This window comes from Exiguobacterium sp. s131 (assembly GCF_018617345.1).
Classification (GTDB): Bacteria; Bacillota; Bacilli; order Exiguobacteriales; family Exiguobacteriaceae; genus Exiguobacterium; species Exiguobacterium profundum.
In genome coordinates this window covers 145,564-166,476 of the sequence record NZ_JACSJX010000002.1, presented here as the reverse complement: position 1 = coordinate 166,476, position 20,913 = coordinate 145,564, and the positions used below count along the sequence as shown (strand labels likewise).

Annotated in this window: 24 protein-coding genes; 20 read left to right on the top strand and 4 right to left on the bottom strand. The window is 48.7% G+C overall.

From position 1 onward, the window contains the following. Nucleotides 1-23 precede the first annotated feature (23 nt). The 7 genes from celB (at nt 24) to KNO69_RS11460 (ending at nt 6,608) form a co-directional block, all read left to right on the top strand. Nucleotides 24-1,331 (top strand): PTS cellobiose transporter subunit IIC, encoded by a 1,308-nt coding sequence (gene celB / locus KNO69_RS11490; protein ID WP_041918122.1) that lies wholly within the window; start codon nt 24-26, stop codon nt 1,329-1,331. Nucleotides 1,332-1,368: 37 nt separating this feature from the next. After that, nucleotides 1,369-2,793: a glycoside hydrolase family 1 protein gene (locus KNO69_RS11485; protein WP_078146061.1), complete on the top strand. Its 1,425-nt coding sequence runs from the start codon at nt 1,369-1,371 to the stop codon at nt 2,791-2,793. 79 nt (nt 2,794-2,872) lie between these two features. Next, on the top strand, nt 2,873-3,601 hold the full coding sequence (locus KNO69_RS11480; RefSeq protein WP_074035076.1) for a GntR family transcriptional regulator: 729 nt from the start codon (nt 2,873-2,875) through the stop codon (nt 3,599-3,601). A 41-nt stretch (nt 3,602-3,642) separates the two neighbouring features. Continuing rightward, a complete protein-coding gene (locus tag KNO69_RS11475) occupies nt 3,643-4,317 on the top strand; it encodes an ABC transporter ATP-binding protein (RefSeq protein WP_078146062.1) in 675 nt (224 codons plus the stop codon). Further along, nucleotides 4,314-5,321 (top strand): ABC transporter permease, encoded by a 1,008-nt coding sequence (locus KNO69_RS11470; protein WP_214757608.1) that lies wholly within the window; start codon nt 4,314-4,316, stop codon nt 5,319-5,321. Before KNO69_RS11475 ends, KNO69_RS11470 begins: the two co-directional genes overlap by 4 nt. Continuing rightward, complete coding sequence (locus KNO69_RS11465) at nt 5,318-5,929, top strand: class I SAM-dependent methyltransferase (RefSeq protein ID WP_211781939.1); 612 nt, start codon at nt 5,318-5,320, stop codon at nt 5,927-5,929. Before KNO69_RS11470 ends, KNO69_RS11465 begins: the two co-directional genes overlap by 4 nt. A gap of 16 nt (nt 5,930-5,945) precedes the next feature. Beyond that, nucleotides 5,946-6,608, top strand: coding sequence for an NAD(P)H-dependent oxidoreductase (locus KNO69_RS11460; protein ID WP_015880376.1), 663 nt, complete (start codon nt 5,946-5,948; stop codon nt 6,606-6,608). 38 nt (nt 6,609-6,646) lie between these two features. On the opposite strand, the gene KNO69_RS11455 is transcribed toward KNO69_RS11460, so the two are convergent. Further along, a complete protein-coding gene (locus tag KNO69_RS11455; RefSeq protein WP_015880377.1) occupies nt 6,647-7,282 on the bottom strand; it encodes a nitroreductase family protein in 636 nt (211 codons plus the stop codon). After that, complete coding sequence (locus KNO69_RS11450) at nt 7,279-7,725, bottom strand: MarR family winged helix-turn-helix transcriptional regulator (RefSeq protein ID WP_078146066.1); 447 nt, start codon at nt 7,723-7,725, stop codon at nt 7,279-7,281. Before KNO69_RS11450 ends, KNO69_RS11455 begins: the two co-directional genes overlap by 4 nt. Nucleotides 7,726-7,906: 181 nt before the next feature. On the opposite strand from KNO69_RS11450, the gene KNO69_RS11445 reads away from it, so the two are divergent. From KNO69_RS11445 to modB, 6 genes are all read left to right on the top strand, one after another. Next, the gene (locus KNO69_RS11445; RefSeq protein ID WP_214818149.1) at nt 7,907-10,090 is read left to right on the top strand and encodes a malate synthase G; all 2,184 of its coding nucleotides are present in this window, start codon (nt 7,907-7,909) and stop codon (nt 10,088-10,090) included. Beyond that, nucleotides 10,087-10,383 carry a hypothetical protein gene (locus KNO69_RS11440; protein WP_214818147.1) on the top strand — a complete coding sequence of 99 codons (297 nt, stop codon included), beginning with the start codon at nt 10,087-10,089 and terminating at the stop codon, nt 10,381-10,383. Before KNO69_RS11445 ends, KNO69_RS11440 begins: the two co-directional genes overlap by 4 nt. A gap of 75 nt (nt 10,384-10,458) precedes the next feature. Continuing rightward, a complete protein-coding gene (aceA, locus tag KNO69_RS11435) occupies nt 10,459-11,736 on the top strand; it encodes an isocitrate lyase (RefSeq protein ID WP_015880381.1) in 1,278 nt (425 codons plus the stop codon). 145 nt (nt 11,737-11,881) lie between these two features. Then, nucleotides 11,882-12,589 (top strand): iron-sulfur cluster repair di-iron protein, encoded by a 708-nt coding sequence (ric, locus tag KNO69_RS11430; protein WP_214775471.1) that lies wholly within the window; start codon nt 11,882-11,884, stop codon nt 12,587-12,589. A gap of 107 nt (nt 12,590-12,696) precedes the next feature. Further along, nucleotides 12,697-13,428: a molybdate ABC transporter substrate-binding protein gene (modA, locus tag KNO69_RS11425; RefSeq protein ID WP_214818145.1), complete on the top strand. Its 732-nt coding sequence runs from the start codon at nt 12,697-12,699 to the stop codon at nt 13,426-13,428. Further along, entirely contained in the window at nt 13,425-14,066 is a 642-nt protein-coding gene (gene modB, locus KNO69_RS11420) for a molybdate ABC transporter permease subunit (protein WP_214818142.1), read from the top strand. The genes modA and modB overlap by 4 nt, the downstream gene beginning before the upstream one ends. On the opposite strand, the gene KNO69_RS11415 is transcribed toward modB, so the two are convergent. After that, nucleotides 14,063-14,434 (bottom strand): DUF3221 domain-containing protein, encoded by a 372-nt coding sequence (locus KNO69_RS11415; protein WP_214818131.1) that lies wholly within the window; start codon nt 14,432-14,434, stop codon nt 14,063-14,065. The two genes, modB and KNO69_RS11415, sit on opposite strands and share 4 nt — an antisense overlap. A 134-nt stretch (nt 14,435-14,568) precedes the next feature. Here KNO69_RS11415 and KNO69_RS11410 point away from each other — a divergent pair, with 134 nt between their 5' ends. From KNO69_RS11410 to KNO69_RS11380, 7 genes are all read left to right on the top strand, one after another. After that, nucleotides 14,569-15,696 carry an MFS transporter gene (locus KNO69_RS11410; RefSeq protein ID WP_114164959.1) on the top strand — a complete coding sequence of 376 codons (1,128 nt, stop codon included), beginning with the start codon at nt 14,569-14,571 and terminating at the stop codon, nt 15,694-15,696. Then, nucleotides 15,677-15,964, top strand: coding sequence for a hypothetical protein (locus KNO69_RS11405; RefSeq protein WP_041917966.1), 288 nt, complete (start codon nt 15,677-15,679; stop codon nt 15,962-15,964). The genes KNO69_RS11410 and KNO69_RS11405 overlap by 20 nt, the downstream gene beginning before the upstream one ends. Then, nucleotides 15,957-18,203: a molybdopterin oxidoreductase family protein gene (locus KNO69_RS11400; protein WP_214818118.1), complete on the top strand. Its 2,247-nt coding sequence runs from the start codon at nt 15,957-15,959 to the stop codon at nt 18,201-18,203. The genes KNO69_RS11405 and KNO69_RS11400 overlap by 8 nt, the downstream gene beginning before the upstream one ends. Beyond that, nucleotides 18,200-18,742, top strand: coding sequence for a 4Fe-4S dicluster domain-containing protein (locus KNO69_RS11395; RefSeq protein ID WP_015880388.1), 543 nt, complete (start codon nt 18,200-18,202; stop codon nt 18,740-18,742). The genes KNO69_RS11400 and KNO69_RS11395 overlap by 4 nt, the downstream gene beginning before the upstream one ends. Before the next feature lie 20 nt (nt 18,743-18,762). Continuing rightward, on the top strand, nt 18,763-19,269 hold the full coding sequence (locus KNO69_RS11390) for a QcrA and Rieske domain-containing protein (protein WP_015880389.1): 507 nt from the start codon (nt 18,763-18,765) through the stop codon (nt 19,267-19,269). After that, on the top strand, nt 19,259-19,462 hold the full coding sequence (locus tag KNO69_RS11385; RefSeq protein ID WP_034780595.1) for a hypothetical protein: 204 nt from the start codon (nt 19,259-19,261) through the stop codon (nt 19,460-19,462). The genes KNO69_RS11390 and KNO69_RS11385 overlap by 11 nt, the downstream gene beginning before the upstream one ends. Before the next feature lie 110 nt (nt 19,463-19,572). Continuing rightward, nucleotides 19,573-20,265 carry a Crp/Fnr family transcriptional regulator gene (locus KNO69_RS11380; RefSeq protein WP_214775466.1) on the top strand — a complete coding sequence of 231 codons (693 nt, stop codon included), beginning with the start codon at nt 19,573-19,575 and terminating at the stop codon, nt 20,263-20,265. Here the strand turns inward: KNO69_RS11380 and KNO69_RS11375 are convergent, their stop codons facing one another. Then, complete coding sequence (locus KNO69_RS11375) at nt 20,266-20,778, bottom strand: hypothetical protein (RefSeq protein WP_214818110.1); 513 nt, start codon at nt 20,776-20,778, stop codon at nt 20,266-20,268. Between the last annotated feature and the right edge of the window lie 135 nt (nt 20,779-20,913).

Below are 20,913 nucleotides of genomic sequence, written 5' to 3'. Positions count from 1 at the left end.
ATCATATGTCACAGGACAATAAGATGTTCAACATGATCAGTAAACTGCTCATGCCGATGGCGACCTATTTAAACAACAGTCGCTATTTACAAGTATTGCGAGATGCATTCATGCTCGCTTTCCCGATTACCATGTTTGGGTCAATCATCGTCGTCATTGCAAACCTGCCGTTCCTCGACCGTTTCATGTCCGAGAGTACACTCAGTGTATTTAAAACATCACTCGGAAACGCACCATCTGCAACGATGGGGATTATGTCTATCTTTGTCGTCTTCGGTATCGGGTATTATCTATCGAAAAGTTATCAAGTCGAGGCTGTCTTCGGAGGAGCGATCTCGCTCGTGTCTTTCCTTCTCTTAACGCCTTTCTTGATTGAAGTGGATGGTATGTCAGAGGCAGTCGGGAATGTCCTTCCGTTGGATCGCCTTGGAGCGAAAGGGATGTTCCTTGCGATGATTACCGGATTCCTGTCCGGTGAGATTTATCGATTTGTCGTTCAAAAGAACTGGACGATTAAGATGCCGGATGGAGTACCGCCAGCTGTTGCGAAATCATTCTCAGCACTTGTTCCTGCATTATTAACCTTGACTGTATTTTTAACATTCAACATCATCGTGACGAACTTATTCAATACGAATCTTCATGACGTCATTTTCAACGTCGTTCAGCAACCGCTTGTGACATTAGGGAATGGTCTCATTCCAACGTTGATCGCAATCTTCTTCGTTCAGCTATTTTGGTTCTTCGGACTCCACGGTCAGGTCATCGTCAACTCGGTGATGGACCCGATTTGGAACACATTATCTGTGGAAAACTTGACGGCTTATACCTCGACTGGAGATGTTCCGAACATTATAAGTAAACAGTTCATCGAAATTTACACGGTAGGGCTTGGTGGTTCCGGATCTACACTTGCTGTCGTCGTGGCCATCTTGTTGTTCTTGAAATCGAAACAGTTGAAACAAATCGGGAAACTATCCCTCGGACCTGGACTATTCAACGTAAACGAGCCGGTCATCTTCGGACTTCCAATCGTTATGAACCCGCTCATCATGATTCCTTGGATTGTCGCACCGCTCGTGACGGTAACGGTCACATACTTCGCGATGTCGACAGGCTTAGTCCCACCACCAACGGGTGTCGCTGTTCCATGGACTGTCCCAATGTTCTTGAGTGGTATCATGGCGACGAACTCGCTTGCCGGAGGTCTTCTTCAAATCGTGAACTTCTTCATTATTTTGGCGATTTGGTTCCCGTTCTTGAAATTTATCGACCGAATGAACTTGAAAAAAGAGTTAGAAGAATCAACAGATAAACAAGAAGCAGTGTAAACAAATAGAGAAAATAGAAATAAGGGAGAGATAAAAGATGACGAACCCGACACAAACACGAATGAAAGAGCAAAAGACCTATCAATTTCCGACAGACTTTTGGTGGGGAACGGCTTCTTCTGCTACACAGATGGAAGGTGCTGCTTTTGAAGGTGGAAAAGGATTGAACATCTGGGATTACTGGTACATGCAAGAGCCGAATCGCTTTTTCAATGGCGTAAGCGCAACAGAGGCCTCAAATTTCTATCATTTGTATGAAGAAGATATCGCATTGATGAAAGAACTCGGGCATAACACGTTCCGTTTCTCCATTTCATGGTCACGTCTTTTTCCACAAGGTGTCGGGGAAGTAAATGAAGAGGCAATCACATTTTACAACAATGTCATCAATTGCTTAATCGATCATGGTATCGAACCGTTCATCAATCTGTATCACTTCGATATGCCGATGGCGCTTCAAGAACAAGGTGGTTGGGAATCACGGGAAGTCGTGGAGGCATATGTCACCTTTGCGAAGACATGCTTTGAGTTGTTTGGTGACCGCGTCGAGAAGTGGTTCACGCATAATGAACCGATTGTACCGGTAGAGGGTGGATATTTATATGATTTTCATTATCCAAACGTTGTTGATTTCAAGCGAGCTGTCCAAGTAGCGTACCACTCGATCTTATCGAGTGCGAAGGCAATCGAAGCGTATCGTGACATGGGACAATCTGGGCAAATCGGGATCATCTTAAATCTGACACCCTCATATCCGAGAAGTCAGCACCCAGCTGATTTGAGCGCAGCGCGCATTGCTGATGCGATGTTCAATCGCTCGTTCCTCGATCCATCTGTTTTAGGCACGTTCCCTCAAGAACTAGTAGAAGTGCTGAAGTCTGAAGATGCGATGCCACAGATGGAAACAGGCGATCTTGAACTCATTCGAGAACATACAGTCGACCTGCTTGGCATCAACTATTACCAGCCGCGTCGCGTGAAAGCAAAAGCATCACTGCCGAATCCGGACGCACCATTCTTACCGGAAAACTTATTTGATTTTTATGAGATGCCTGGACGTAAAATGAATCCATATCGTGGATGGGAAATTTACGAAAAAGGAATCTATGATATATTAATCAATCTAAAAGAAAACTATGGTAATATTCCATGCTTCATTTCAGAGAATGGAATGGGTGTCGAGGGTGAAGAGCGTTATCGTGACGAGAACGGAAGTGTCCAAGACGATTATCGAATTGATTTCATTCGCGAACATCTGAAATGGATGCATCAAGCGATTGAAGAGGGTTCGAACGTAAAAGGCTATCATCTTTGGACGTTCATGGACAATTGGTCATGGAGCAATGCTTATAAAAATCGCTATGGATTTGTAGGTATTGACTTAGATACGCAACAGCGTACTGTAAAAAAATCAGGGCACTGGTTTAAACAGTTGATTGACGCTAATGGTTTTACAGAATAATGAAGTAAGCTGACAAAGACTACTCTTTGTCAGCTTTTTTTGATATATTGTACATATATGTCTATACATGAGGTGCTATATGTCTACTAAGAAAAAACCGAAATATGAAACCATTGCTGATGAAATTCGTAAAAGAATTATTGAACACGTTTATCCGCTAGAACATGCATTACCTGATGAAATCCATTTGGCCCAAGAGTTTGGGGTGAGCCGAATGACGATGAAACGTGCGCTTGAGATTCTCGTCATGGAAGGGCTGATTTATCGTAAACGTGGTAAAGGAACATTCATTTTACAGTCGAGCTTCCAAAAAGATCGCATCAACGTGATTAGTAAAGAAACGAGAGGGCTGACTCAAGTAATCGGAGATCGCTCGTTACGAAGTGAAGTCCTGAATTTTGAGGTAAAGTTTCCGTGTCAGGAAGTCGCCAATCATCTCATGATTGAGCTGACAGAACCGGTCTATGAAATACGTCGTGTGCGTTACGTAGACGATGAGCCGTATGTCATCGAATTGACGTACATGGTTGCTAACCTCATTACAGGAATCACACGTGAAATTTTGGAAAAATCCGTGTATGCGTATATTCAAGAAGATCTGGGTTATACGATTACAAGCTCGCATAAAGTGATTCGAGCAGATAAACCGGATGAGTACGACCAAGCTTACTTGAAGAATGATATCACTGAACCGATTATCGAAGTCGAGCAAGTGGTCTATTTAAGTAACGGGAAACCGTTCGAGTATTCGTTTGCCCGTCATCGATACGATAAATTTGTGTTTTCATCGGTCAATATTGTGAAGTAAAAGTCGCCGCGATGGCGACTTTTTCGTAAGGAGGACCCATCGTGGATGTGAAAATTGAACAAGCAGGATACGAGATAAACGAGCCCGTCATCCAAGACATTTCGTTTGATGTACGGGCAGGTGAGATTTTAGGGGTGATTGGGTCGAATGGTGCGGGAAAAACGACCACCATCGCCTGTCTTACCGGAACGATTCCTTGGATGAAGGGAACGGTCGAGATGGAACGCTATGCGTTTATCCCGGAACAACCGGTCTACTATGATTATTTGACGCTATCTGAACATATTGCACTCGTCCAAGAATTAACGGGAATCGATTCAACAGAAAAAACGGAGGAGTTGCTACAGCTATTCCGGTTAGAGCATGTGACCGATCGGTATCTCTCCTCTTTTTCAAAAGGGATGAAACAGAAGGCGATGATTCTATTGGCGCTCATTCAAGAAGCGCGGGTATTGATTGTCGATGAACCATTTATCGGATTGGATGCGACGACGACGATTCAGTTACTTCGACTGTTAGAAGCGGAGCGTACGAGGGGGGCAAGTGTCTTATTAGTCACACACGTTCTTGATACGGCCGAGCGATTATGCGACCGATTCGTATGGATTGATGATGGACAACTGCTCGCGAGTGGGACGAAAGTGGAGATTCGTGAAGCGCTCGATACAGAGGGGATGACCTTGTTTGACATGATGGAAGATGTGGCGATGCGATGATTGCGAAACGATTGTTTTGGATGCGTGTCTCCCGGTACATAAAACAGCAATGGAAGACGGTCCGATTGATTGTCGACTGGACGATTTTTTTATACGGTGTCCTTCCTCTTCTCATATGGGCAGGCTATTCCTACTGGCAAGTCTGGGAAGGGAACTTCCCCTGGTTAGGTGACATCCCTTATTTTCTCTGGGCACTTCTGATTGGATGGTTCATGTGGCAAGACCGTATGTTTGTCTGGATTGAGCGTGCCGATCTCATCCTTGTGTCAAACCGGAGCATGATTCGGGATTTAAAAAGGTATTCGGTTTGGTATCAACTTACGCAACACGTGATTCAATATGGATGCTATCTGCTGTTGCTTGCACCGATTCTATACGTAAAAGGAAGGGACGTGGGCGAGATTCTCGCGTTTGGGGCTGCACTTTTTCTACTCGCTTGGTGTCACGCATGGGTCCAGTATCATCTACGTCTCCGACACGCCCATCTCATGAAGCGATTTTTAATCGTACTCCTTGCTTTTGTAGGCGTGTATGCGTTATTGATTGAGTCGATATTGCTTAGTGTGTTGATCGGAAGCATCATGGTCACATTTGCGTTATACGTAGGGGAAGGATGGGTGTCGAAACATCCGAGTGTCGGTCGAGAAATTGAAATCGGAGAACGTGAGCGTGCCTCATTCGATCGTGTCCTGTTGACGACGTCAGGAGCCATCGAGAAGACGAGTGAGCGGAAACGTCCCCTGTATCGACCGAGACCGAATCGCTTCGGCACCGTCAGACGGACGATGGCACTCCTTATGTACTTTAGAACGCCGAGTCATCGGAATTTATGGTTTCGACTCATTCCGCTCGGGATCACGAGCGTGATTCTTCTCCCAAGTTGGTTCAAACTAGTGGTTCCGATTTATCTGTTGTATGTCGCCTATCAAGAACAGACGTCGTTCACGAGAGAAATGGAGCGACATCCATTCTTTCAATCCATTCAAGAAAGAGGTTCATCATGAACGAACAGCAGTATGAGCAACTGTTACAAATCGAGACGGCCAAACCTCAGCAAGGATTCCCGTCCTCAGCCGAGTATAACCGTTATGAACCGACTCCTTACGAAGCACTCGATTTGCTTCGGGATGCGTATCCGTTAGAGTCCACAGATACCATCGTGGATTTCGGTTCGGGAAAAGGACGTCTGCCGTTCTATTTAGCGTATACGTTTCGTGTCAGGGCAATCGGTGTCGAGATGGACGGTGGATTTCATGAGGAGGCACTTCAAAATTGGATGAGCTATACGAAGAAACATCGTAATCGGGGAAGTGTTCAATTGGAACAGGGATTCGCGGAGGGATTCATGATTCCACCGGATGCGAATCGATTCTACTTCTTTAATCCGTTCTCGGTGAACGTCTTCCGCCAAGTGATTGCCAACATCATCGAATCTGTTGAAACGGTTCCTCGCCCGGTCGATGTGATTTTATATTATCCGGCGGATGAGTACCTCCATTATTTGAACGACGAGACGCCTTTTCAGTACGTACAAACGGTGCGATTGCCGCTGAAGAATCTTCATGAGCGATTTTTGATTTATCGGTTTGATATGATGGAGTCATCTTGGTAATGGAGGAGTGAGCACGATGAAAAAGAAAGACATTTTAGAAGCGTATCGTTGGCGTCAAGCGACGAAAGCGTTCGATGCGGATCGTAAAATCAAAGAAGAGGACATGGAGTTCATTTTAGAGACGGGACGTCTTTCGCCGAGTTCGTTCGGATTCGAGCCATGGCAATTCGTCGTGGTGCGTCGGGAAGATTTACTCCAAAAGATTAAAGATCATGCATGGGGAGCGCAAGGTCAGGCCCTGACTGCCAGTCACTTTGTGTTGATCCTCGCAAGAACACCGAAAGCCATGCGTTACGATGCAGACTATATTCGTCACATCGTCACAGGCGTACAAGGACGGACGGAAGAAGAGTACGCACAGCGCGTGAAACGAGTGCAAGAGTTCCAGGAGAACGACTACCGTCTTTTAGACGATGAGCGTGTCTTCCAGGAATGGATCAAGCGTCAGACATATATCCCTCTTGGGAACATGATGACGGCTGCCGCACAAATCGAGATCGATTCATGCCCAATTGAAGGGTTCAATCAAGAGGAGATCGATGAGTTGTTAATCTCAGAAGGTGTGATGGAACGTGGGGAATGGTCACTTTCAGTCATGGTCGCATTTGGGTATCGAGCGCGCGACTTTGCACCGAAAACACGTCGTGATTTTAACGAAGTCGTCAAATATATCGGATGAAAAAAAGGTCAATCGCCTCAGCGATTGACCTTTTTGAATTATTTCCAGTCTGTGATGCGGTCGACTGGGAAACGGACTGATGGGTAACCTTCTTCGGCTGCTTTCCCGATAGAGAGAAGCATGACTGGGAGGTAACGCTCTTTGTCGAGACCGAACGCTTCAGCGATGTTCGCTTTATCATATCCACCGATTGGGTTTGTGTCATATCCGTGTGCGCGTGCGACGAGCATAAGCTGCATCGCAACGAGACCTGAATCGAGCATGATGCTATCTTTGATCATTTCTTTCGGTGCATCTTTGAAGATGCCTTTGATCATGTCGACTTGACGGTCACGGACCTCAGCCGGCATCATACCGCGCTCTACTGCTGTATCGAAAATCTCTTCTGTGTAATCTGCCATCTGATAGTCGGCGAAGAGTGCGATCACAGCTGAAGATGTTTCCACTTGGCGTTTGTTGAAGCTTGCGAGTGGGAGGAGTGTTTCTTTTCCTTCTGCGCTATCGATGACGACGAAGCGCCATGGCTGTAAGTTAAGGGATGAAGGAGCTGTTGTCGCTTCTTCAAGAATTTGTGTCATTTCTTCTTTTGAAATTTTGACGTTCTCATCGTATACACGAATCGAGCGGCGTCCTTTGACAATCTCCATAAAGTCTTTTTGTGTGGCAGTGTTCATATTGTAGTCTTCCTTTCATGGTCAATAGTATCTTGTAACATCGTGAGTGATGCTAATAACTGTTGTTGATCCTCTACCTTCATGTTGACAAAAAGTCGGTCCGTTAAGCACTCTTTTTGCTCAGTCCAATGTGCAATTTGTTCACGACCATCGTCTGTCAACTCAACATAGATGACACGGTTGTCTTGTTCACAGCGTCTCCGCGTGATGAGTCCTTGTGTCTCTAACTGTTTCAAGTGTCGGGTGATGGCGGCATGGTCGACATCGACGCGCTGTTGCAATTCACGTTGCCGCAATGGACCGACGTGATACAAGTTGCTCAAAATGTCGTAGCGACTCAAGCTGAGCCCGTCCATTTCAGAGTCGAATAATTGCCCTAATTCTTTTTGTACAGTGATGATGTGATAGAGAATTTGATCACGAAGCGAGCAAGAATCTCGCATGCACATCGCCTCCTCAAATCATTGATGACTCAATCATTGATGGGTCACACAATGTATAGTAAACCCAACCTGACGATATTTCAAATAAAAAGTTTTAAAAAATAGGTTGTCAAACTGTTATATAATAGTCTATATTATAACCAACTGATATATAACAATGATTAAAGGAGGATGTGAACGCTTGGAACACTATGAACGACTAGATAAGTATCATATTCATGAGAAACTGCTCGAATTTGTGAATAAAAACGTTCTTGAACCTCATGAAATCAATGATTTTTGGGAAGGGGTCGAATCGCTTCTAGAGCGTTTCATTCCAGTGAATCAGACACTTCTAGAGCAGCGCAAGACATTCGAGCGATTGTTACAGGAATGGTACAGCAGGCAAGACGAAGTCGATCCAATCGAATACGAGACATTTTTAACGTCGATCGGCTATATCGAACCGGTCGTCGAAGATTTTAATATCGACGTGTTGAATGTCGATCGCGAAATCGCTCATCAAGCGGGACCGCAACTCGTCGTACCGTTAGACAATGCCAGATATGCACTCAATGCCGCCAACGCCAGATGGGGAAGTCTCTACGACGCTCTTTATGGGACGGACATGATTGACGAGACAGACGGTATGGAAAAGGGAAGAGCATATAATCCCGTTCGCGGTAATGAGGTCATTCGGTTAGCGAAACAGTTTCTGGATGACACGTTCCCGCTACCATCAGGGTCGCACAAGGAAGTGACACGATACGTCGTTCGTGACGATGTCGCTTATGCGGTAATCGGGGACGACGAGCATTCGTTCGCAGATGATTCTTTCGTCGGTTACACCGGGGAACCGAACGAGTTGAAGACGTTGATGCTCCAGCACAATGCCTTGCACGTTGAACTTCAATTCGACCGCGAGCATCCGATCGGAAAGATTGATCCTGCTGGACTGATGGACATCGAGCTCGAATCAGCCCTATCCGCAATCGTGGATTGTGAAGACTCGGTCGCAGCCGTTTGCGCGGAAGACAAAGTTCATCTGTATCGTAATTGGCTCGGTCTAATGGATGGGACGCTTGAAGCCTCGTTCCAAAAAGACGGGAAGCGACTCTCTCGGCGTTTAAACGAAGACAAGCGTTTGCTTGGAAAAGGTGGGGTGGAAGTCGTCCTCCCAGGACGCGCGCTCTTGTTCATTCGGAACGTTGGACACTTGATGACGACGGACTTGATTCTTGATGCAGAAGGTCGCGAGGTACCAGAGGGGGTCGTTGATGCCATCTTTACTTCATTGATTGCAAGTCGCCATCTTCATCGTCGTCTCAACTCTCGGGAAGGATCGATTTACATCGTCAAGCCGAAAATGCACGGCTCTGAAGAAGTGGCATTCACCAATGTTTTGTTTGATGCCGTGGAAAATCTGCTGGACCTTCCTCGCTATACGTTAAAAGTCGGCGTGATGGATGAAGAAAGACGAACGTCGCTCAACTTGAAAAATTGTATCGCGCAAGTAAAAGAACGGGTCGTCTTCATCAACACGGGCTTCCTTGACCGGACGGGAGACGAGATTCATTCCTCGATGACGCTCGGACCGATGCGTCGGAAGGGAGAAATGAAGACGTCACCTTGGCTCACTGCATATGAACGGTTGAATGTATGGATCGGTCTCGAGAGTGGGTTCCATCATCAAGCACAAATCGGAAAAGGGATGTGGGCGATGCCCGACCGAATGCAGGATATGATGCGTGAAAAATTGGCACACGTACGCTCCGGGGCAACGACGGCATGGGTGCCATCACCGACCGCGGCGACGCTCCATGCGATGCACTATCATCAACTCGATGCTTTTGATGTACAGCGAGAATTGATCCAACAGCCTGTTTTAAAACATGAACGACAACAGCTCCTTGATATCCCGCTCGCGATGCGCATCTATTCGCAAGAAGAGATTAAAGAAGAGCTTGAGAACAACTTGCAAGGATTGCTCGGGTACGTCGTCCGTTGGGTCGAACAAGGTGTCGGTTGTTCGAAAGTGCCGGATATTCACCATGTCGGACTGATGGAAGACCGGGCGACACTCCGGATTTCGAGTCAACACGTGGCCAACTGGTTGCATCACGGCATCTGTTCAGCAGAACAAGTCGAGGTCACCCTTTATCGGATGGCACGAGTCGTCGATGAGCAAAACGAGTCAGACCCGAATTATCGACCGATGACGCCGAACGTTGATCAGTCAATCGCCTATCAAGCCGCTCACGAACTCGTGTTTCATGGGTTGAAACAGCCAAACGGGTACACGGAGCCAATCTTGCATCGTCGCCGCCGTGAATTTATGAAACGTCAAACTGTGGAGTTAAACCTTAAAGGAGGGATCTCATCATGACAACGAAAAAAATGGAAAGCGAACAGTTGATTGAACGTTGGGTCGTCCGCCGCATCGTATCTGGAGAATCGACAGCATCTTTGGTGAATACGGCATTCGTATACGGCAACGACTTGATGCGCCTCGTCTTGGATCGTGCAGATGGTTCGCTCCAAATCATGAAAGAGCCGATCGATGAAGTCGTCGTTTTCCGCAAACCAGAGGACCGTGACGAAGAAAATGTCTGTCGTTGCTGCGGGATGGAGCATTCGACGTTTAAGGCAGCGTTGGAATGCTGCGCTTACCTCGACTAAATCATTTCGTTTGCACTATCTGTTATATAACAAATTTAATTTTATAAAATTAATATAATACAGGAGGGTTTATTGATGAAAAAACGCGAAGAATTGTTGAACAGCTGGAAGTCAGAACGATTTGAAGGGGTAGAACGTCCATACTCTGTAGAAGACGTCATGAAATTACGAGGGTCTATCGTGATTGAACATACGCTTGCGACAAAAGGAGCGGAACGCCTGTGGCAATTGATGCACGAGCGTGACTACGTCCATGCACTCGGTGCGTTGACAGGGAACCAGGCGATTCAGCAAGTAAAAGCAGGACTCGAAGCCATCTATTTGAGTGGTTGGCAAGTAGCGGCGGATGCGAACCTGTCGGGTCACATGTATCCGGACCAGAGTCTATATCCGGCCAACTCGGTGCCAAGTGTCGTCAAACGAATCAACCAAGCGCTTCAACGTGCTGACCAAATTCAAACGGCAGAAGGGAAAGGCGACACGCATTGGTTCGCACCGATTGTCGCGGATATGGAAGCCGGTTTTGGTGGGGTACTCAACGTATTCGAACTGACGAAGGCAATGATTGAAGCGGGGGCAGCCGGCGTTCACCTTGAAGACCAGCTCTCGTCTGAGAAGAAATGTGGTCACCTCGGTGGGAAGGTGTTACTCCCGACGCAGACGGCTGTGAAAAACTTGATTTCGGCTCGACTCGCGGCAGACGTCATGGGTGTCCCGACAATCATCGTAGCGCGGACAGATGCGCACGCGGCGAACTTGATCACGAGCGACATCGACCCAATCGATCATCCGTTCATCATTGGAGAGCGTACGCCGGAAGGCTTCTATCGTACGGAAGCTGGTATCGAGCAAGCAATCGCTCGTGGTCTCGCTTATGCACCGTATGCAGACCTCGTCTGGTGTGAGACGTCCGAACCAGATTTGGCAGAGGCACGTCAATTTGCCGAAGCGATTCATGCGAAGTATCCAGGCAAACTTCTCGCTTACAACTGCTCGCCATCGTTCAACTGGAAGAAGAAGCTGTCAGACGAAGAGATCGCCACGTTCCAACAAGAAATCGGCGCAATGGGATACAAGTTCCAGTTCGTTACACTCGCTGGATTCCACGCGCTCAACTTCGGCATGTTTGAGCTCGCACGCGGTTACAAAGATCGTGGCATGGCGGCGTACTCGGAGTTACAGCAAGCAGAATTTGCGGCTGAAGTACATGGTTACACGGCGACACGTCATCAGCGTGAAGTCGGAACGGGTTACTTCGATGAAGTCTCGCTCGTCATCTCAGGTGGACAATCATCAACAACAGCGCTCGCAGGTTCGACCGAGACTGAACAGTTTGAAACACCGTTGCATTGAGCGATGCCCCTCGACAAGAGGGGTTTTTTGTGTCCAAATTTGGAACACCTGCATCCTGTTCACTTAAATGTGACGTATTTCACATTTTTGTTGTCGAACTCTTGCTACGCTGAACATGTCAAAATGAATATGGAGGTTATGACAGATGACACAGACATTCACGGGCGATACGCACGTATCTGAAATCGTCAAACAATGCCCGCAAGCGGCAGACATTTTCAAACGGAACCGAATCGATTTTTGTTGTGGCGGCAACCGACCACTCGCTGAAGCGACTGACAAATCGAAACGGTCGACGGAAGACATTTTAGAAGAAGTTAATGCGCTCTATCAACGCAAGCAAGAGATGAACGAGAAGAGCATCGATTGGGATGCCGCTTCTTCTTCGGAATTGATTGAGCACATCATTTATAAGCATCACCAATTTTTGACGGACGAATTGCCACAGCTCACACCATATGTGACAAAAGTGTTCCGGGTCCACGGACAAAATCATCCGCACCTCGGACGCATTCATCAACTGTTCAATCAATTGAAAGTGGAACTTGAACAACATATCGTCAAAGAAGAGACAGAAGACTTCCCGACGCTGCTTCGTCACGAGACCGCACCGACAGCTGAAACGAGACGGGAGCTTGATAGCATCTTGGCCTCGCTCGAGTCAGAACATGCAGCAGCCGGGGACATTTTAAAAGAGTTGCGTCAGATCACAAACGACTATACGCCGCCTGAAGGAGCGTGTGGGACGTATCGTCTTGTCTATCAACGGTTAGAAGCGCTCGAATCGGATACGTTTGAACACATTCATCTCGAAAACAACATTTTATTCCCGCGGGCGCGCGCGTTCGCTTAAGCAGTGGCACACCCCTACTTACGTAGAGGTGTCTTTTTGTGACGTTTGATACAGATGGGAGGCAAATCAAGCGCTACGATAAAGGGGAGGCAAAGGAGTGATTAATCATGAAACGGGTGAGTGAAGTCATCATAGGGGTGACGGTCGCCTTATTACTAAGTCAAGTCTGGTCGAGTTCAGATTCGGAGGACACCGTGACCATTTTGGCGGCGGCAAGCTTAGGACCGGCTTTAGAAGCGGTCGAGCGACAACTTGAAGCAGAGTTCGATGGGATCGATGTTCGAGTCGTGACGAACGGGAGCGGCGCCTTGCGAGCACAAATCGATCACGGGTCTCCGGCAGATATCTTTTTAGCCGCGAGCGTTGATGATGTCGACCGACTACAAATCCCGATTCTAGAGCGGGATGCGTTCTTGTATAACGAGCTGTGGCTCGTGACACCGAAAGGGAAACCGTGCGCGGAGACATGGTACGACTTAAACGCATGTGCTCGGATCGTCATCGGTGACCCGGTCAATGTCCCGGCCGGTCGCTACGCGAAAGCGGCGCTAGAAGTGGAAGGCGTGTGGGAAGAAGTGGAACCGCGAATCATGTTCGCCCAGAATGTAAGACAAGTATTGACGCTCATCGAACAAGGCGACGCCAATGCGGGATTCGTCTATAAGACGGAACTGACGACGGACGTCGAGTCGCTTCAGTCGGTCCCGTTTGAAGCGACGGGTACGATCGCGTATCCGGCGGTCCGGTTGACGCACAACCCATACGTACACGATGTGTACGCGCGTTTGTTTGACGATGATATCCAAGCTCACTTTTTAGCGAAAGGATTTTCTAAATGACGCAACATCCACTTCAACTCACATTCGAAGTCGGGATGATGGCGACGGTGAGCGCCTTCGTCCTCGCCTTCGGAACGGCTTATTTCATGCATCACCGTCAATTCAAAGGAAAGCGGCTACTCGAGACGGTGTTTTTACTGCCGCTCATCTTGCCGCCGACAGTCATCGGACTATACGCCTTGATTGTCCTCGGGAACAACGGGATCGGTGGATTGTTACCGATTACGATCTTGTTCACGAAACAGGCGAACATCATCGCATCCGCCTTGGCCGCGTTTCCGCTCATCTACCAAACGATTCGTCTCGGTCTTAAACAACTCGATGCGGAATGGTATGAGGCCGGACGCGTGCTCGGTGGGTCAGAGCGCCAACTGTTCACCTACGTGACGATTCCGCTGCTGTTACCTGCGTTGACGAGTGGGTTTGTCCTTGGTTTTGCACGGTCAATCGGCGAGTTTGGGATCACGATGATGATTGCCGGAAATATCCCGGGCGAGACGATGACGCTCGCCACAGCGATTTATGTGGCGACAATCAACGGTGATATGACCCAGGCACTCGTGTGGAGCGGATGGTTAGTTGGTTTGGCGTTTTTAGTCCTCTGGCTAAGTGAACGTTACGGCAAGCGTTCATATTAGTCGATCACGTCGATTTTTTTCACATAAGACCGGTTCGGAGTATTTAAGATACTCGGACCGGTCTTTTTCCAAATGTGGACGTGGTCCCCGACAGTGATTTGCTTGAACGTGGCTTTCACTTGAAACTTGAACCAGCTTACGTCTTCCGGTTCACTTTGTGCGAACAAGGTGTCAGGAGAGAGCGTGGCCTCTTCTGCGGTAATTCCGCTGATGACGAGTGCGGTGCGGTCAGATTCATTTATTTCAATCACATACCCCTCGACATCTGGTTCGGTCGTCGCTCGATTGGCGAAGACGAAACCGATGGAAAAGACGACGAGCATGGCCGCGATGGTGAGGAATAACATGATTTTAAGCGATGATTTCATAAGGGAACGCCTCCTTCGTTCATTATTCTGTCACGTCTCGAATCGCTTATCTGTGAAAAAAGTAACAGTTAAGTCGAGATGTCATCTTTATGATGAAACTATGAAGTCGCTCGGAAAGAGAAGGGGGAACACATATGTCCGATCGTTATTTTTATTCGACCGCCGCAAAGTGGTCGTTCGTAGGATTCACCGTCTTGGTGCTCTCGACATGGATCGCCTCGGCAGGATTTGAGCACGTAGACATGGCGCTGTTCGGCTACTATATCGCCGCCGTCATTTGCATGATTGGGATGGTCGTCCGCTTGACGTTATTTTTTGCACGGCCGGCCACCTCACAAGTATTGAAGCGGAGCCTCAAACAAATGAAGGCAGAAAAAAAACGGGCCAGCAAGGCCGTCGCCGCCACGACCGTCAACAATATTGTCTTACAGAAGTTCATCTGGGAACGTGGCTGGTACCGCTGGACCCAACATATGTTGATTGCCTGGGGATGTCTCGGGTCGTTCGCCATCACATTCGGGCTGACGTTCCAATGGATGCGGTTTGATTTGATTGATATCGAGACGTATCAGATTGTCGTCTTTAACATCCCGACCATCAAGATGGCTGCGCACGGGTTGTTCGCGGAGCTCGTCTATAACGGGTTGAACATCACCGCGCTCATGTTGCTCGTCGGCGTGCTCATGGCACTCTATCGCCGGATCAACGACCAGGACGTGAAAGTGACCCAGCGGTTCGAATTTGATATTTTACCGCTCCTCATGTTGCTCATCGTCACTGTCTCGGGGTTGTTGTTGACCGTTTCGTACGTGTTCTTCGGAGGCTTCATCCATCACGAGCTCGCCTTGTTCCATCAATTGACCGTCATCATCTTTTTATGTTACTTCCCGTTCGGTAAACTGTTCCACTTGCCGGTCCGACCGATGGCGGCCAGTGTCCCGATGAACTACCGGGAAGTCGAAGCGGATGAGACCCGTGTCTGCGCCGGGTGCGGGACACGTTATGCGACGGACAATCAAGTCGAGGACGTCCAAGCGATTTTGCAAGCACAGACGATCCAGCTCGGGCTCAGTGACGGGACCCAGCTCTCCGATTACTGCCAACCGTGTCGACGTTCGATGCGTGTGAAGATGCAATTGAACTTGATGAACGGCCAGTTACCGACACACCCGGTCGATACGAACACGGGCATGTCGATGCCAGGATTCGGCCGACCGAAGGAGACGAAAGGTGAGGCAAAAGATGAGACACCTGTGCGTTAAGTGCGGCGAACCGATCGGCACGCTTGAAGAGATTGAACAAGTGAAACAATTGCTCGAAGGGTCGGACCAACTCGTGAAAGTCGATGCGGCGCACACGGTCCAAGACCTCTGTCACGGCTGTCGTCGTCGGGCCCGGCTCGATTCGGCGCTCGGACGGCCTGGAAGTGACGGGATGCATTATCCGCTTCAAACGATTAACGGCTATCACGTCAGTGGATTTTCAAAACGAAGAGCGGAAACGTTCTATGGAGGGGAAGACGATGAGTGACTTTTTAACGTCGCCAGAAGTACAGAACTTAATCAAACCAGGCGAAAAATTGATTACAACCCATTGCTGTTACTGTGGCATGCAGTGCGGCATGCATATCCGGGTCGATGAGAAAACCGGGGCCGTCAAAGGCGTTGAACCACGCTACGATTTCCCGGTCAACAAAGGAAAACTTTGTCCGAAAGGCGTCACGGCCTATCAAACGATCGAACATCCGGACCGCATCATGACTCCGCTCATCAAACGGAACGGCAAGTTTGAGAAAGCGACATGGGAAGAAGCACTCGACGTGATCGAAGCGAACTTTAAACGCATTCAACGAGAGCATGGGAAAGATGCGGTGTCCGTCTTCGGCGGCGTCTCGATGACGAATGAAAAATGTTACCTCGTCGGGAAGTATGCGCGGGTCGCACTCGGCACACGGTTCATCGATTACAACGGTCGCTTCTGCATGTCGTCAGCTGCCGGCGGTTTCTTAAAGACACTTGGGATTGACCGCGGAGCGACGCTTCCGTGGACGGAGTTCGAGCACGTCGACACATTCTTTGTCGCCGGTTCGAATATCGCCGAATGTCATCCGACGACGACGCAACATATTTGGAAGGCGAAAGACAAAGGCGCGAAAATCATCGTCGCCGACCCGCGTGAAATTCCGATGGCGCGCGTCGCCGATGTCCATCTCGATTTGAAGCCAGGGACGGATGCGGCGCTTGCGATGGGACTGCTCAACTTTTTAGTCGAACACGATTATGTTGATCAAGCGTACGTGGATGAGCGTTGCGATAACTACGAAGAGTTGAAAGCGTCGGTCCGAGACTGGACGCTCGAACGGACGAGTGAGGTGACCGGTGTCGCCATCGAAAAACTCGAGAAGGCCGGTCATATTTACGGGAAGAGCCCACGTTCGGTCATGTTGTTCGCCCGCGGCGTCGAACAACAGTCAAAAGGCGTCGACAATGTCTCGCTCTATACGTCGATGGCGCTCTTACGAGGCATGGTTGGGAAGTTTGCTTCGGGCGTCGCCACGATGACGGGGCAAGGGAATGGGCAAGGTGGACGAGAACATGGACAAAAAGCAGACCTGTTACCAGGCTACCGGAAATTAACTGACCCGAAAGCCGTTGAATATGTGAGCGGGGTTTGGGGCATCGATCCTTCCGAGATGCCAAAACCAGGTGTGTCCGCGTTCGAAATGTTCGATGAGATTCAAGCGGGAACGATTCGGGCGATGCACCTCATGTGTTCGAACCCAGCCGTTTCGGCACCGAACCTTCCGTACGTGTGGGACAGTTTCAACAAACTCGATTTCTTCGTCGTTAGTGACTTCTTCATGTCGGAATCTTGTGAGTTCGCGGATGTCGTCTTACCGGCTTGTTCGTGGGCCGAAGACGAAGGGACGACGACAAACTTAGAAGGACGAGTCATTCGGATCCGAAAAGTGCGCGAACCGCTCGGGGATTCGCTTCCAGACTGGGAAATCATGAAGCGGATCGCTGAGCGGATGGGACGCGGACAGTACTTCCCGTATGAGACGGCGCGTGACATCTGGGAAGAGTTCCGCATCGCGACGAAAGGTGGAGCGGCTGACTACTCTGGGATCACATGGGAACGAATCGACGACGAGTATGGTGTCTTTTGGCCATGTCCGTCCGAAGATCATCCCGGCACACCGACGATGTTCAAAGAACGGTTTGGAACGGCGAATGGAAAAGCAAATTTGCCTGTCGTCACATATCGGCCGGCCGGTGAATATGCGAATGAAGAATATCCGGTCACGCTCACGACAGGTCGGGTCGTCTTCCACTACTTATCGGGCAATCAGACGCGCCGTGTCGACTTCTTGAGCACGATGTCAAAACTGCCGTTCGTGGAGATCCATCCGGAGTTAGCATCAAGTTATGGCCTTCAAACGGGCGACAAAGTCGAGCTTCGCACACGTCGCGGGTCGATTGTCGTCGAAGCACGTTTGACGAAGGCGATTCGAAAAGATACGGTCTTCGTCCCTTATCATTGGGGCAAGGAGCTTGCCATCAATCAATTGACGAACCCGTGTCTCGATCCGATGTCACGCATGCCGGAGTTCAAGGTATGTGCGGTACAAATGAAAAAGTTACCGGCCAACACACCGTTACACATTAATCCGTTGACGGTCCCGCTCGGATCAAGCGTGCCGTTCATGGCGGACCATGCGATTGCGACGAGCTGTCACGTCATGGATGAGGAGGTTCATACGAAATGAATAAGGTCATGTATTTAGAGTTTGAACGTTGTATCGGCTGTCGGGCCTGTCAGGCAGCTTGCCGCGAATGCGGGGACCACGAGGGGCTCGAGCGCAACTATGTGGATTATATCGATTTCTCGGAGAACCGTCAGACGTTCCCGATGATCTGTATGCAGTGTAAAAATCCGGCTTGTGCTCAAGTATGTCCGGCGAATGCGATTCAAATCACGCCAGAGGGCGTCGTGTTATCGGCTTCAGAAGAAAAATGTATCGGCTGCCGGAACTGTACGTTCGCTTGTCCGTTCGGGATTCCGAAGTTCGACTTTGAGAAGAATAAGATGTATAAGTGCGACATGTGTTACGACCGCTCCAAACATGATATCGCGCCGATGTGTGCGTCGGTTTGTCCGTCGGATGCGATTCGCTTCATCGACCATGACGAGATGATGCAACTCCGTCGTCAACGCGTCCAAATGAACATGATCGAAGGGAAAAAGCCTTCGCAAGACGATAAATGGAATTACGTCCCTGAATTCTTTGGCGTCTATTCCGATTGAGATGGAAAGGAAGATGACTTATGTCGAATGAATCAAAAGACCGGGAACGCTTATCCGAACTCGTCGATAACTTGAGTCGGGCCGATGACGTGAAACTGAATCGACGGGCGTTCATCAAATCAACGTTCGGCGCAGGTATCGCACTCGGTCTCGCGACTATCCCGTTCAATATCGCGGCCTTCGTTCGAAGCGAGCCGAGAACCGACCGTCAGTTCATCACGACGGTCGAGGCGCTAGAGCGCGGGAAATCACTCGAATTTGAATATCCGGGTACGGAACCATCGTTGCTCGTTCATTTAAAGAATGGTGAATTCGTCGCCTATAACAACAAATGCACTCATCTGCAGTGCCCAGTGTTTTATGTGGAGGAAGAAGATGTTCTTCTTTGTCCGTGCCATCGTGGTTACTTCGGTGTCGACGGCCAACCACAGGCCGGTCCGCCGCAGCGGGAACTCCCTAAAATCTTGCTTGAAATCGAGAACGGGAAGATTTTTGCGGTCGGAAGAGAGATTCATCATGGGGCGTAACGGTTGGAGTTTAATCGGATTGGTCATATTGCTCGCGACGAACATGATACTCTTGCAATATACAATCGAGAGCTACATGGTGTATGATCACGCCTCGATGCGACTGTATATGATCATCGCCGTCATCAATGTCGGATTGATCGGCTTATTATATCGATATTGGAAAAAAATTGAATATCGTACGAAAGAATAGTCCTCCCCTTGAAACGCTTCCAAATGTTGATTGCGTTTCGAGGGGGTTTGTGTTTAGAATGAAGGCAAGCTTTCATATGGCGCAACGTGTTTTAAGGAAGGTCGGTGGAAATGGCTCATTCAACTAAAGCGATGGTGCTCGAGGAAACAAAAAAATTGGCACATCGAATCATTCATGTCCCAAAAGGCGGTTTTCTGTTCCGAGAACAAGAAGATGCAGCTGAATTTTATATTGTAAAGAGTGGACTGATTCAAATTTCGAAATTGACGGAAAATGGAAAAGAATTGACGTTACGTTGTTTAAGCGCTGAGGCTTGTTGCGGAGAGTTGACGTTATTCGCAATCGAACCAAAATATTTATTTAACGCCAAGGCGTTAGAAGATAGTGAAATTTATGCGGTCAAAATCGAGCGTATTGAAACGATGATTTTGTCGTCGAACCCGGAATTCGTGCGCGAGTTCATGGTCATGATCAACGAACATATGCGGAAACAGCATACGAAATTTAGAGACTTGGTGCTGAACGGGAAAAAAGGAGCGCTCTACTCGACGCTCATTCGTATGGCGAACAGCTATGGGGTGGAAGTCGAAGACGGCATTCTCATCGACTTGAAACTGAAAAACCAAGAGCTCGCCAACTATTGCGGGACATCGCGTGAACGCGTGAATCGCATGTTGAACGAGCTCGCCCAAGAAGGGATTATTTCACTCCCTTCCCGTCAAATCATTATCCATGACCTCGACCGGTTGAAACTGCTCAACCATTGTGAGGACTGTCCGGTCTCGGTCTGTGTCATCGATTGATCACATTACGGCGGCAAGCGATAGCTCGCCTTCAAAATGCTCCAATCCATCGGTCTCGATTGTACAGGCCGATACATAAAACTCGCCATCTTCCATCAATTCATAAGACCGGAGCACGCCTTCGGCTAGCTTGATCCCGTTGGCACGGACCTCGACGACGACACCTTCCATCGAGCGGACACGCGCTGCAGATAAAAAGTCGAGCCATCGTTTGAAATGGCGATAAACGGTGACCTTGGTCCCGTCCCCTAAGTAACCGATAACTGCCTGGGTATCATCGATCGTCACGTCATGGTGAGTGTCGATCCGAACGAGCAAGGTGTGCAGCGCTTCTAGTTCTTCTAACGGACTTTCAAGTGGGAATGTGATATCGAGCCCCGTTTCGGTGAACGCAGCCTCGGCGATCGCGACGCCGAAGACACGGAACACGTGGGCCCCGTCTTGACTGAAGAAATATGGTTGTAGCGCCAAGCGAACTTCGGGCGCACAGTGGATTTGAATGAGATGTGACAAATTAATCCCTCCTCTATTCCTTATCGTAAGGAATAGAGGAGGGTTTTTCTGTGTTCAATGTCACAGAAACAAAAGATAGGCGATTTTGTCACAGATTGATGACAGGGTGAGAAAAAAACTCAAGATGCGAAATAA

What these genes read in the sequence shown, in the direction of transcription:
- KNO69_RS11450 (WP_078146066.1), bottom strand. Translation starts at nt 7,725, where the DNA reads ATGCGAGATTCTTGCTCGCTTCGTGATCAAATTCTCTATCACATCATC.
- KNO69_RS11380 (WP_214775466.1), top strand. Translation starts at nt 19,573, where the DNA reads ATGGCTCATTCAACTAAAGCGATGGTGCTCGAGGAAACAAAAAAATTG.
- KNO69_RS11455 (WP_015880377.1), bottom strand. Translation starts at nt 7,282, where the DNA reads ATGAACACTGCCACACAAAAAGACTTTATGGAGATTGTCAAAGGACGC.
- KNO69_RS11395 (WP_015880388.1), top strand. Translation starts at nt 18,200, where the DNA reads ATGAATAAGGTCATGTATTTAGAGTTTGAACGTTGTATCGGCTGTCGG.
- celB (WP_041918122.1), top strand. Translation starts at nt 24, where the DNA reads ATGTTCAACATGATCAGTAAACTGCTCATGCCGATGGCGACCTATTTA.
- KNO69_RS11410 (WP_114164959.1), top strand. Translation starts at nt 14,569, where the DNA reads ATGTCCGATCGTTATTTTTATTCGACCGCCGCAAAGTGGTCGTTCGTA.
- KNO69_RS11415 (WP_214818131.1), bottom strand. Translation starts at nt 14,434, where the DNA reads ATGAAATCATCGCTTAAAATCATGTTATTCCTCACCATCGCGGCCATG.
- modB (WP_214818142.1), top strand. Translation starts at nt 13,425, where the DNA reads ATGACGCAACATCCACTTCAACTCACATTCGAAGTCGGGATGATGGCG.
- KNO69_RS11390 (WP_015880389.1), top strand. Translation starts at nt 18,763, where the DNA reads ATGTCGAATGAATCAAAAGACCGGGAACGCTTATCCGAACTCGTCGAT.
- KNO69_RS11460 (WP_015880376.1), top strand. Translation starts at nt 5,946, where the DNA reads ATGAAAAAGAAAGACATTTTAGAAGCGTATCGTTGGCGTCAAGCGACG.
- KNO69_RS11385 (WP_034780595.1), top strand. Translation starts at nt 19,259, where the DNA reads ATGGGGCGTAACGGTTGGAGTTTAATCGGATTGGTCATATTGCTCGCG.
- KNO69_RS11465 (WP_211781939.1), top strand. Translation starts at nt 5,318, where the DNA reads ATGAACGAACAGCAGTATGAGCAACTGTTACAAATCGAGACGGCCAAA.
- KNO69_RS11440 (WP_214818147.1), top strand. Translation starts at nt 10,087, where the DNA reads ATGACAACGAAAAAAATGGAAAGCGAACAGTTGATTGAACGTTGGGTC.
- modA (WP_214818145.1), top strand. Translation starts at nt 12,697, where the DNA reads ATGAAACGGGTGAGTGAAGTCATCATAGGGGTGACGGTCGCCTTATTA.
- KNO69_RS11400 (WP_214818118.1), top strand. Translation starts at nt 15,957, where the DNA reads ATGAGTGACTTTTTAACGTCGCCAGAAGTACAGAACTTAATCAAACCA.
- ric (WP_214775471.1), top strand. Translation starts at nt 11,882, where the DNA reads ATGACACAGACATTCACGGGCGATACGCACGTATCTGAAATCGTCAAA.
- KNO69_RS11405 (WP_041917966.1), top strand. Translation starts at nt 15,677, where the DNA reads ATGAGACACCTGTGCGTTAAGTGCGGCGAACCGATCGGCACGCTTGAA.
- aceA (WP_015880381.1), top strand. Translation starts at nt 10,459, where the DNA reads ATGAAAAAACGCGAAGAATTGTTGAACAGCTGGAAGTCAGAACGATTT.
- KNO69_RS11470 (WP_214757608.1), top strand. Translation starts at nt 4,314, where the DNA reads ATGATTGCGAAACGATTGTTTTGGATGCGTGTCTCCCGGTACATAAAA.
- KNO69_RS11485 (WP_078146061.1), top strand. Translation starts at nt 1,369, where the DNA reads ATGACGAACCCGACACAAACACGAATGAAAGAGCAAAAGACCTATCAA.
- KNO69_RS11480 (WP_074035076.1), top strand. Translation starts at nt 2,873, where the DNA reads ATGTCTACTAAGAAAAAACCGAAATATGAAACCATTGCTGATGAAATT.